This window comes from Acinetobacter sp. GD03645 (assembly GCF_029845285.1).
GTDB lineage: Bacteria > Pseudomonadota > Gammaproteobacteria > Pseudomonadales > Moraxellaceae > Acinetobacter > Acinetobacter corruptisaponis.
On sequence record NZ_JAOCLL010000037.1, the window covers coordinates 1 to 12,106 of the forward strand.

The following is a 12,106-nucleotide window of genomic DNA, read 5'->3' on the forward strand; positions in this document are numbered from 1 at the left end:
TAAATTTTTTTAAATCATAGAATCACAATTTTACTTTATATTGTATTTCTATGATTATTAAAATTAAATATATAAAGGTGTATATCAGCCCTTATGGAAATGTGTTACAAAATTACATGGCTGGGTTAAGATATTAAATTGATTCTCTAATATATTAGTCCATGCTGTTTTGCACGCATTTGTGGAACCTGGCAAACAGAATATACCTGTGTGATTTGCAATGCCTGCTATTGTACGAGATTGAATGGTAGACATACCAATCTCAGCAAGTGACATTGCCCTAAATATTTCCCCAAATCCTTGTATATGTTTATCGAATAGAATAGATACCGCTTCTGGTGTTATATCGCGCTCATAAAAGCCAGTACCGCCTGTAGTTAATATGACTGAAATTTGGGGATCAGCAATCCAACTGCTTACGAATGCACGAATTTGATAAAGATCATCTGGGCATATTTGTCTAATAGCGAGTTGATGACCTGCTTTTAGAATAGCAGATTCAAGGTACTCGCCTGATTTATCGTTAGTAAAATCCCTAGTATCTGATACCGTCAGAATTGCGATATTTAAAGCCTTAAAGCTTATGTTCATATAATACCTACAAAAATATTGATTTATGAAACCCAATTCGGGAAAGGATTATCAAGTTTTTGCCATTGTTCAGGCCCCTGTGCCATTTCTTCATCAGTTAGCAAACACTGCTCAAATTGCTGGATGAGTCCTTGTTCATCCATATCCATACCAATCATGACAATTTCCTGACGGGCATCACCAGTACTTGGATGCCAATTGTTTTCAATGGCAGCCACACTTTGGGAATCCTGTGGCCAATCCTCCTGCGGTACAGCCGCCCACCAGTAACCTGCCACCCCATGCCTTGCCATGGCGCCTGCCTGAGACCATGTGCCTGCCAAAGTTGGATCGGATGCCAGCCAGAAGAATCCTTTGGAACGTACCACACCTTTCCATTCTGAATGGACAAAATCATAAAAACGCTGAGGGTGAAATGGTCGTCTTGCCCGATAGACGAAACTACGAATCCCATATTCTTCTGTTTCTGGCGTATGTTCACCACGTAACTCTTTTAACCAGCCTGGTGCTTGAGAGGCAGCATTAAAATCAAAAAGATTGGTATTCAAAACCTTGTCTAAATCGACCTTGCCAAATTCAGCAACTTCAATTTTTGCTCGTGGATTTAGTTTATGGAGAATGGCAAAGAGTTGCTGTTTTTCCATGTCCGTAATCAAGTCCACTTTATTCAGTACAATGACATCACAAAACTCGATTTGCTCAATCAGTAAATCAACCACGGTCCGTTCATCTTCCTCACCCAATGACTCGCCACGCTGCTGTAAACTATCATAAGAACTATAATCTTTAAGAAAATTAAAAGCATCAACCACTGTCACCATGGTATCAAGGCGTGCAAACTCATTGAGTGAAACCCCCTGTTCATCTTCAAAGGTAAACGTTTCTGCTACAGGCAAAGGTTCAGAAATACCTGTGGATTCAATTACCAGTTGATCAAAACGACATTCCTGAGCCAGACGACGAACTTCGACCAGTAAATCCTCACGCAAAGTACAGCAGATACAACCATTACTCATTTCAACCAGTTTTTCATCAGTACGGGATAGTTCTGCACCACCATCTCTTACTAAGGCTGCATCAATATTCACTTCCGACATGTCATTGACGATGACAGCAATACGTCGTCCATCACGATTGTTGAGTATATGATTGAGGAGTGTGGTTTTTCCCGCACCTAAGAAACCTGACAATACTGTCACTGGTAATTTGGCGGGAGTGGCTAAAGGTGTATCCATTGGCTTTCTCACTTTTTCATGTTGATTTCATCTTTATGTCTGGAACAACATAAAGCACATTGCCCCAACAGCTCTAAATGTTGCTGTTTAGTGTTAAAATGTTGAGGTTGAATAGATTGTTCAATAACAGGCCCAAGTTGAGGTAAATCAACACACTGTACTTTTTGGCATTCAGTGCAAATGGTCAGGAGTTGATAAATATGTTGTTGATGTTGGCAGTCATGGGCCAGATACATATTGAGTGCATCGATTTTAACAATCAGCCCACAATCCATGAGTTTGTTCAGAATGCGATAAATCTGCATTGGGGCATGAAAACCAAAAGGTTTTGCCTTGTCTAACAGGGCATAGGCACTCATGGCTTTATTTTCAGTTTGTAATATCTGTAATATGGTCTGTTGTGCAGAGCTAAGCTTGGTTTTAGTCATACACTTTTCCTTTATTTATAATCCATAGCAAGACAAGGTGAGGATGTACTGCGATGATCAACACCCCAGGTACGATAGCCAGCACTATCAATATGGATTTGACCTGATGCATAAACACCTAACCCCATTTGGAGGTTCATTCCTTGTTCTTGCCAAAACTGGCAAAGTTTATTTTTAGTCTCTTGAATAATGATTTGTTCATCTGGTGAGGGTTGGGCCGAACCGATACGAAAATCCAGAGCTGCATTAAACACATGCTTGGAAGAATCCGCCCCACCTGCACAACGGTTTAAATTAAAATTTCGATAGACCGAGGTCACTGTAAAGTCATCCAAGATTTTGCGTTCCACCAACTGTTTTAAAATCTGTAAGGTTGGAATGATGTTTGACCATATTTCTTGTGGCGGTATCTCAAACTCTTGGGCATTACACTTTTGCCAATCTCTAGCAGTTTGAAATAGCTCAAAGTCTGGGGCGATATTATCTAGATGGTGTTGCAATAAAAACGCTTTATAGGCCTTTACCTCCTGTTGGTTGGGAGATTGGACAAGCCAATCAAGATAAGCCTTGGGAATAGTTTTTTGTGAGGCTTTGGATTTGAGAGAGGTCTCAGCCCATCTTTGTGTCACAACGAATGTTTCTTTATCTCTGGATGGTGAGGACAATATCGTAGGGTATTGTCCTGTTTTCTGCTGGCTACATGCCGAAAGACATAACACCAAACATGAAAAGAATATTTGTTTCATAAGCACCTTTACGCCCCAACCGAGAGTAAGAGCATTTTGAATCTGGTATGTTTCCTTGCCCTTATTATTGTTATGTTATAACATTACAATAATATTTAAAAGTCATCCCCACTATGACGATTTAATTTCCCACTTATTTTTCAATAATATTTTGACTTATATGGGATTTTATTTTTAATTGGATATTCATTAGGAAATAAGATGCCCTTGTATATTTACAATTCGGAAACCCACTCTAAAGTACGTTTTCAGCCCATTAAAGCCAATGAAATTGGAATATATGTCTGTGGTATCACTGTCTACGATTATTGTCATATTGGTCATGCCAGAACCATGATTGCCTTTGACTATATTGTGCGTTTCCTGCGGTCACAAAGCTGGAACGTTCGTTATGTCCGTAACATTACTGATATTGATGACAAGATAATCCAGCGAGCCAATGAGAATCATGAGTCTATTTATGACCTAACATCCCGATTTATTGATGCGATGCATGAGGATTTTCATGCTTTGGGCTGTTTAGATCCAGATGCAGAACCCAAGGCAACCGATCATATTCAGGATATTCAAGGCATCACACAGACCCTACTTGATAAAGGATTTGCATATCAAAGTCAGAATGGTGATGTTTATTTTTCTGTGGAAAATTATCCTGCCTATGGTCGTTTATCAAGGCGTAAATTAGAGGGTATGCAAGCTGGGGCAAGTGAACGAGTTGGATTGGTTAATGAGAAAAATCACCCTTTTGATTTTGTCTTATGGAAAGCAGCTAAACCAAATGAACCTGTCTGGCAATCACCTTGGGGGGATGGTCGTCCAGGATGGCATATTGAATGTTCAGCAATGTCAATGTGTCATTTAGGTGAACATTTTGACATTCATGGAGGTGGCGGTGACTTGATTTTTCCACATCATGAAAACGAAGTTGCCCAAAGTGAGGCCGCATCGGGGAAAAAATATGTCAATTATTGGCTACATACAGGTTTTATCACGGTTGATGGAGAGAAGATGTCGAAGTCATTGGGAAATTTCCTGACCATTCGAGATGCTTTAAAACCTATCACCCCGAAGTCATTCGGTTTCTAATGATTTCATCGCACTATCGTAGTCCAATTCATTTTTCCAGATATATTTTACAGGACACTGAAAAAACATTATTACGTTTTTACCAAGCCTTTCGTCAAGTGCAACTTTATCTAAATCAAAGTCATATAGATATATCTATACCAATAGTATTGGAACATAATTTTATTGATAAATTTAACACCGCGATGAATGATGATTTCAATACGCCAGAGGCGTTAGCAATTTGCTTTGAATTACTAAAACAGCTCAATATTGCATTAAGAGAAAAATCTATATCCAAGATTTTAGAATATTATCAGACGTTATTGTGGATCGGTCAGGTGCTGAATCTCTTTCAACAAGATGCTGAACAGATATTAAAACAATCTTTTACCAGTTACGGTCAGCTTTACCTATCTGTACAGGAGATTGAGCAAGCGATTCAGGCTCGACAGTCTGCCCGAGCCAATAAACAATTTGCTTTGGCAGATGGGATTCGACAGGAATTACTGCAACAAGGGATTGTCTTGGAAGATACGGCCAATCAAACAATTTGGAAATATAAAGGAAAAAGCCATGAATGAACCTCTCGTTTTGTATTTTGAATCCGAGTTGTCGACAAGTAAAGATAAAATATGGGAATGGATCACATCGGTTAAAGGTATTCGCAAAGAAATCCAGCCATTTTTTACCATGACTGTCCCCAAACATATAAAATCGTTGAACAATCCCCAATGAAGTCGATGAAATTATGGAGACATGAACGGTCAATTAAACCGCACCACTCTAAACCTTGTACAGTGATACTGGTCGATAAATTAACATTTCAGCCTAGACGAGCAAAAATTCTGGTCAATCGGCTAAAACACATAATAGAAACACACTCTTTCAAATTCATGATCAATTTCACAAATTGATATGTTATAACATAACAATTATATACTTTAAATTGTGCAAGGGAGTAATTTGTAAATGGCTATTAGCAACCAAGATTTAAGAAAAGCAGGCCTTAAGGTTACCCTGCCCCGTATAAAAATTTTAGAGTTACTTGAAAATGCAATTCCTCATCATCTGAGTGCTGAAGATATTTATAAGAAACTACTAGAACAAGGAGAAGATGTGGGTTTAGCGACTGTTTATCGGGTTCTAACCCAATTTGAAATGGCAGGCATTGTGCAACGGCATAATTTTGATACGACTCATTCTGTATTTGAAATCAAACAGGAGACCTCACATGATCATTTGGTCTGTCAACGTAGTAATCAAATTATTGAATTTAGAAATGAGGACATTGAACAAAAAATACATGAGATTGCTGAACAGCATGATTTCGTTCTAACAGGCCATTCTCTGATTCTTTTTGGCTATTGTCGAAATAAAAGCTAACCAAAACAATAATATCAATCATTTAAATTCAAAGCCTTAACCTAATAATAGTATTGCAATCTAGTTATTCCACAAATTAAATGTTATGTTATAACATAACATTTAATAACTTGATTGCTGTAATATGACTTCAAAGCTTCCAGACATCTCCACTGAACACTCAGTCTTATCCCATCCCTACTGTCTGGACTGGGTGGGTATGGAAAATATTGCTCTACCCCTATATCTACATAACACCCCATGTTCATGTAAAGTAAATGCTTATGTAAGTCTAGATGATCCGAATGCCAAGGGCATTCACATGTCTCGACTATATACTCGCCTGCTGGATTTAACGGCAACACGGGATTTAACATTAAAGCAGTTACAGCATGCTTTACAAGACTTTCTATTTAGCCATCAATCACTTTCCCAACATGCCCGTATCAATATTCAAAGTGAACTTCAGATAGAACGACCAGCTTTAATTAGCCAATTATCAGGATGGAAAAGCTATCCATTTAACTTGTCATGTGAATTAAAACAACAATCTTTTCAGGCAGAGCTGACACTGGAAATTCCTTATTCATCAACTTGTCCCTGCTCTGCGGCACTGGCTCGTGACCTGATCCAAAAAAGTTTTCGGAAAGCTGTTCACTCCCAACAATTAGATGTCACAAATATGGATGACATTGTGGCATGGCTTGGCACAACTGATGCGATTGTCGCAACCCCTCACAGCCAAAGAAGTTTTGCCCAACTAAAATTCAAGTTAGCAAAAAACTTAGACACAATTCCTTTTATGGCATTAATTAATCATGCCGAACAGGCACTGGCGACACCTGTGCAAACTGCTGTAAAGCGTATCGATGAGCAGGCATTTACCTTGGCGAATGGGCAAAACCTAATGTTCTGTGAAGATGCCTTACGGCGTTTGTTTTCTGCCTTTGAGGGTTATCCCTATATCTCAGGTTTTCATTTTAAAGTCATCCATGCGGAAAGCCTACATGCACATGATGCGGTTGCACAAGGTGCATGGCAGTGGTGAGTTCATCCATCTTCCTGCAAATGGAATACGGAAAACTAGGACAGTCTTATGACTTTACCACAGTAATTGAGGCAATTCCTTGGAATCAGGATGGTTTAATCACAGCGATTGCACAGGATATCCATAGTAAGGATGTGCTCATGCTGGCGTGGGTCAATCGTGATGCTTTACTAGAAACATTAACAACAAAACAAGTCTGCTATTGGTCACGTTCCCGTCAATGTTTATGGCGAAAAGGTGAAAGCTCTGGACACCGACAAAAACTGATGGAAGCCCGACTCGATTGTGATGGCGACAGCATCTTGTTTTTAGTTGAACAGTCTGGAGCAGCTTGCCATACCTTTCGTCCCAACTGTTTCTATATTGGTTTGACGGATAATCAAGCCGAGATCTTAACCCAACCCATGATTTAAATAAGTGAAGCTATGATTCGTAAAAATCCATCTGGGCATCTGCCCGTTATTGATCAGTCTGCCTATATTGACCATACAGCAATTATCTGCGGTAAGGTCATTGTTCATGCAAACGTTTTTGTCGGTCCTTATGCCGTCATTCGTGCTGACGAAGTTGATGAGCATGGAGAAATGCAGCCGATAATTATTGGTGCAAACTCCAATATTCAGGATGGCGTCGTGATTCACTCCAAAGCAGGTGCACAGGTCATCATTGGTGAAAGCTCATCCATTGCTCATCGTTCAATTATTCATGGTCCATGTGAAATTGGTCATCATGTCTTTATTGGTTTTAACAGTGTGCTGTTTAACTGCAAAGTCGGCAGTCATAGTGCTGTACGCCATAATGCCGTAGTAGACGGGCGGGATTTACCTGAACGTTTTTATGTACCTGCCATGAGCTATATCAATCCTAGAACAGATTTAAGCCAATTCCCACCCATTGATATTTCCATTAGTGAATTTTCTGAAAGTGTGGTCACAACCAATATCGAACTGGTACAAGGCTATAAGGCTTTACAAAATGAATTTTAAAAATTTACCAGATCTAGTCATTCGGAATGCCAATATTGTCAATGAGGGTGCTTGCCAAGTAAGTGATGTACTGATTCAACAGGGACGAATCAGTAAAATTCAGTCTGAAATTACAGGCATCCATAAAACCAAAACAATTGAAGCCAATGGTGCATGGCTCATTCCAGGCATGATTGATGACCAAGTGCATTTTCGTGACCCAGGTTCACCACATAAGGGGAGTTTTGCTTCTGAATCTATGGCGGCTGTGATTGGTGGTATTACCAGTGTGATGGATATGCCAAATACCAATCCACCTACACTCGATTTAACAGCTTTACAGCAAAAAAAAGAGATTGCAGCCAAGCATAGTATGACCAACTATGCTTTTCATTTTGGTGTAAGTGCCGATAATTTACCCATTATTGAGCAGCTTGATCCCAAATTAGTCAGTGGCGTAAAGGTCTTTATGGGAGCATCAACGGGTAATATGCTGGTGGATGACCCACAGGTACTGGAACGCTTATTTGCCAATGTTCCCACCATTTTATTGACACATTGTGAATATACCCCACGCATCAAACAGCTTGAACAACAATATCGCCAAAAATATGGTGAGGACATCCCTGCGGTTTTTCATCCAAAAATTCGGGATAAACAGGCTTGTTTTGAGAGTTCACGTTTAGCCGTGTCTTTAGCAGAAAAATACGGAACACAATTGCATGTTTTACATATCACGACAGCCAAGGAATTATGCTTATTTAAAAATTTGCCTTTAAACAGAAAACATATTACCGCTGAAGTTTGTATTCATCATCTAAGTTTTGATGATAGCGATTATGCTAATTTAGGGCACCTGATTAAATGCAATCCAGCCATTAAAACCGCTCAGGATAAACAGGCGTTGATTGAAGCTGTAGCTCACAGCAATCATGTGGATATTATCGGTACAGATCACGCACCCCACACATGGCAGGAAAAACAGCAATCATATTTTAATGCCCCATCAGGTTTACCTTTGGTACAGCACGCCTTACCTGCCTTAATGGAACTCGTTGCCGACCAACAACTCTCGATTGAAACATTGGTACAGAAAACTTCACATCAGGTTGCCGATTTATTTCGTATAAAAGATCGTGGTTATATCCGTGAGGGTTATTGGGCTGATTTGGTCTTGATAAGGGAAAATCAGAATCAACAGCCTGTTTCTGAACAACAGAATTTTATGCGCTGTAACTGGACACCGTTTAGGGATAAAACCTTTCGTTATCTGGTGGATAGCACCATTATTTCGGGACAACTGGCATGGCATCAACAGCAGCTTTTCCTGAACTGTCGGGGACAGGCATTAGAGATTAACCGCTAATTTTTTTAAATGATTTAGATGATTTTTATGAATATTCAACTTTCTTTACTTGGCACATCACAACACATTCAGCTTGAACAGCCTTTGTCGATTAACGAAATTTTATCGTTGCATAAACCCCAGGGCTATAAAAAAGCCTTTCTAGCAAAAATCGACCAACATCATGTCGATTTGCATCATCTAATTACAAATGATTGCCATATTGAATTGCTGCATCTCAATGATGAACATGCACTGAATATTTTACGTCATTCCTATGCCTATTTACTGGCACAGGCCGTACAGCAACTCTATCCATCAGCTCAAGCGGTAGAATATAAGATGACTGAACATGGGCTGTATTTTGATTTTGCCGATACGTCACATTTTAATCCCGAAGACGTGCAGCACATCGAACTGAAAATGAATGAGTGGGTACAACAGCATATTGAAATCTATACCCAAGCCGTTAGTAAGCAACAGGCTGTTCAGCAATTCCAGCAGCAAAATTTTAAATCACAGTGTTTACAACAGATTCCTGATACCACGACTTTATATTGTGTTGAACAGCAGGATTTTTCCGATGTCTACTTTTATCCATTGGTGAGCAATACCGCTTTATTGGAAAATTTTAAAATTACCCATGTGTCGGGGGCATATTGGCAGGGTGATGCGAGTCAACCGATGTTACAACGAATTTATCTGACATGCTGGGCTGAGCAGAAACAATTAAAACATTATCTTAAACAACAGGAAGAAGCAGCCAAACGAGATCACAGAAAATTGGCACAACAATTGGATCTTTTACATTTCGATGAAAAAGCACCAGGTGCAATATTCTGGCACGCCAAAGGTTGGAAGCTTTTTCAGCTTTTAACCGATTACCTACGTAAACAGCAAGATGATGCAGGTTATATCGAGGTAAATACACCTGATGTGATGGATCGTGAGCTGTGGGAAATTTCTGGGCATTGGCAAAATTACCGACAGAATATGTTTACCACGCAAACTGAAGACCATCGAGTTTATGCCCTAAAACCAATGAGTTGCCCTGGTGCAGTATGCCTCTATGCACATGGATTAAAAAGTTATCGGGATTTGCCGTTACGCATGGCAGAATTTGGTAAAGTTCACCGTTATGAACCATCGGGGGCTTTACATGGTTTAATGCGGGTTCGTCATTTTACCCAAGATGATGCCCACATTTTTTGTACACAGGCACAACTTTTATCAGAATGTGCTGATACTATTGCTTTGATTTATAAAATTTATCAGCAATTTGGTTTCAATGATATTTCAATCAAACTCTCCACTCGCCCTAAGAATCGTATTGGTTCAGAAGAAATTTGGGACTTTTTGGAAAATACGTTAAAGCAAGCACTAGAACAGCTTAATATCGCATATACATTAAATATTGGTGAGGGCGCATTTTATGGTCCTAAACTGGAGTTTACCCTCAAAGATGCCATCGGTCGTGAATGGCAATGCGGTACAATTCAGGTTGATTTGAATTTACCTGAACGTTTTGATCTCAGTTATATTGATGAGAACAATCAAAAACAACGACCAGTAATGTTGCATCGTGCCTTGTTTGGTTCACTGGAACGCTTTATCGGGATTCTGATTGAACATTATGTCGGACGCTTTCCGTTTTGGTTAGCTCCTGTACAGATGGTAATTTTACCGATTACAGATGCTCAACAGGATTATGCACAGCAGCTTTATCAATCGCTAAAACAGCAAGGTTTTCGTACCTTACTGGATTTTAGCCAAGAAAAACTCAGTTATAAAATTCGACAACATACCTTACAAAAAATTCCTTATCTCATCATCATTGGTGAACAGGAAATACAGCAATCTGCTGTTCGCATACGTTCCCAAGATGGACAAGATTTGGGGATTTTCCCAATTGCAGAACTGCAAGATTTCTTTACTTCCTCATCTTTAGCTGTTTAAGATTTCATAATGAGTTGTGATATGACATCATCTATTGTAAGAACCAATCGCCCTAGGTTTAAGAAATAAGTTTCTAAAAAAGAGCTTGAACTGCGAAAATTGAGATTTTGGTACATTTTACCTCATGTCACAGGAGTTTCGATTTTGAGTACAAAAGCTCTTCTGTCCAAAGAATCCTAAACTATGCACGCCTGCTAAGATTGAAGACACGATTATTCATTTACATCAACATTACCATTCAGACTGATAACGATCATGAGTTTCAAGCGAAATTCCATTGGTATTTGGCTACTTGTTACTTTGCTAAAACCCGTTTATTTAAGAGTGATTGGATGGGTTTTTCTGGCTATAGCATCGATCCTCAGTATTCAAACATGGGGCTTTTCGATTGGGCTGACAGCATATTTTGGTTTATTGATACTGGTGGTAGGAGTATTGTTTTTTTACTCAGTTATAAAATGAGATGGGTCATCAGGCTGATGGTAATTACTGCCCTACTATGCCTGTTTGGTTTAGGTGGGCTAATGGTTATTTAACGATTACGGATTTACCATACCCCAAATAAACAAAATCTTCTTTGATTCAATACTTCATATCTCATATCTTGTTTTTTTTGGAGAAACCTACATCTAGCTTATAAATATGAAAGAAATCAATTTAGGTAACAATCTAGTCGAAGTGTATAACCAACCGATTCAAGGGCGACTTTTTGTAATAGGTGACCTACATGGTTGCTACACATTACTTATGAATAAGTTAGCCGCACTAGAATTTAACTTTCAGCAGGATTTATTGGTCTCCGTTGGAGATTTGGTAGATCGAGGGAATGAAAACCTTGAATGCCTTAGTCTTATTGATGAGCCCTGGTTTAAAGCAATACGTGGAAACCATGAACAGATGTGTATTGAAGCAACAGTCGATGATGAGATGGAAGAAATGCATGCTTATCATGGAGGAGCTTGGTTATATCAATTACCTCTCAACCAACAAGAAACTATTATTGAGCAATGCCGCAATTTGCCAATCATTCTTGAAATTCACCATAACCAAAAAACTTATGGCTTTGTCCATGCTGATATACATATCAATGACTGGGAAGAATTCAAGCAAGAGGTTCTCAAAAATAACTACTTCATTAAAGGTGAACAGTCAGCTATGCAAATTGCGCTGTGGCACCGAGGACGTGTTCGGTTTAGTAAGTATAACCCTGCATATAAGATGGTTACAGGAGTCGATGAGATCTATTTTGGTCACACAGTAGTTAAAGAACCTATCCAGCATGAGAACTGCTTCTTCATCGATACAGGAGCTGTTTTTGGGGGATCCTTAACAGTTTTAGAAATTTAAAAAATTTTTCATTCT

The 12,106-nt window shown here is 39.1% G+C and carries 11 protein-coding genes and 1 pseudogene; 8 read left to right on the forward strand and 4 right to left on the reverse strand.

From position 1 onward, the window contains the following. Positions 1-84: 84 nt before the first annotated feature. The 4 genes from moaB to N5J47_RS17775 are packed head-to-tail and all read right to left on the reverse strand — an operon-like array spanning position 85 to position 3,000. The gene (moaB, locus tag N5J47_RS17760) at positions 85-591 is read right to left on the reverse strand and encodes a molybdenum cofactor biosynthesis protein B (RefSeq protein ID WP_279961359.1); all 507 of its coding nucleotides are present in this window, start codon (positions 589-591) and stop codon (positions 85-87) included. A gap of 23 nt (positions 592-614) precedes the next feature. Next, positions 615-1,826 (reverse strand): zinc metallochaperone GTPase ZigA, encoded by a 1,212-nt coding sequence (zigA, locus tag N5J47_RS17765; RefSeq protein WP_279961360.1) that lies wholly within the window; start codon positions 1,824-1,826, stop codon positions 615-617. 8 nt (positions 1,827-1,834) lie between these two features. Further along, entirely contained in the window at positions 1,835-2,254 is a 420-nt protein-coding gene (locus N5J47_RS17770) for a transcriptional repressor (protein WP_279961361.1), read from the reverse strand. Positions 2,255-2,265: 11 nt separating this feature from the next. Next, positions 2,266-3,000 carry a D-Ala-D-Ala carboxypeptidase family metallohydrolase gene (locus N5J47_RS17775; RefSeq protein WP_279961362.1) on the reverse strand — a complete coding sequence of 245 codons (735 nt, stop codon included), beginning with the start codon at positions 2,998-3,000 and terminating at the stop codon, positions 2,266-2,268. Positions 3,001-3,201: 201 nt separating this feature from the next. Here N5J47_RS17775 and cysS point away from each other — a divergent pair. The 8 genes and pseudogenes from cysS (at position 3,202) to N5J47_RS17815 (ending at position 12,091) form a co-directional block, all read left to right on the forward strand. Beyond that, positions 3,202-4,649, forward strand: a pseudogene (cysS, locus tag N5J47_RS17780) (cysteine--tRNA ligase). Between the two features lie 388 nt (positions 4,650-5,037). Beyond that, on the forward strand, positions 5,038-5,451 hold the full coding sequence (fur, locus tag N5J47_RS17785; RefSeq protein ID WP_279961363.1) for a ferric iron uptake transcriptional regulator: 414 nt from the start codon (positions 5,038-5,040) through the stop codon (positions 5,449-5,451). A 124-nt stretch (positions 5,452-5,575) separates the two neighbouring features. Then, entirely contained in the window at positions 5,576-6,478 is a 903-nt protein-coding gene (gene folE2 / locus N5J47_RS17790; RefSeq protein ID WP_279961364.1) for a GTP cyclohydrolase FolE2, read from the forward strand. Then, complete coding sequence (gene hisI, locus N5J47_RS17795) at positions 6,472-6,891, forward strand: phosphoribosyl-AMP cyclohydrolase (protein WP_279961369.1); 420 nt, start codon at positions 6,472-6,474, stop codon at positions 6,889-6,891. The genes folE2 and hisI overlap by 7 nt, the downstream gene beginning before the upstream one ends. A 12-nt stretch (positions 6,892-6,903) precedes the next feature. Further along, a complete protein-coding gene (locus N5J47_RS17800) occupies positions 6,904-7,464 on the forward strand; it encodes a carbonate dehydratase (protein WP_279961365.1) in 561 nt (186 codons plus the stop codon). Beyond that, the gene (locus N5J47_RS17805) at positions 7,454-8,809 is read left to right on the forward strand and encodes a dihydroorotase (RefSeq protein ID WP_279961366.1); all 1,356 of its coding nucleotides are present in this window, start codon (positions 7,454-7,456) and stop codon (positions 8,807-8,809) included. Before N5J47_RS17800 ends, N5J47_RS17805 begins: the two co-directional genes overlap by 11 nt. Positions 8,810-8,836: 27 nt before the next feature. Continuing rightward, positions 8,837-10,744: a threonine--tRNA ligase gene (gene thrS / locus N5J47_RS17810; protein ID WP_279961367.1), complete on the forward strand. Its 1,908-nt coding sequence runs from the start codon at positions 8,837-8,839 to the stop codon at positions 10,742-10,744. A gap of 642 nt (positions 10,745-11,386) precedes the next feature. Then, positions 11,387-12,091 (forward strand): metallophosphoesterase, encoded by a 705-nt coding sequence (locus N5J47_RS17815; protein ID WP_279961368.1) that lies wholly within the window; start codon positions 11,387-11,389, stop codon positions 12,089-12,091. The last annotated feature ends 15 nt before the right edge of the window (positions 12,092-12,106 follow it).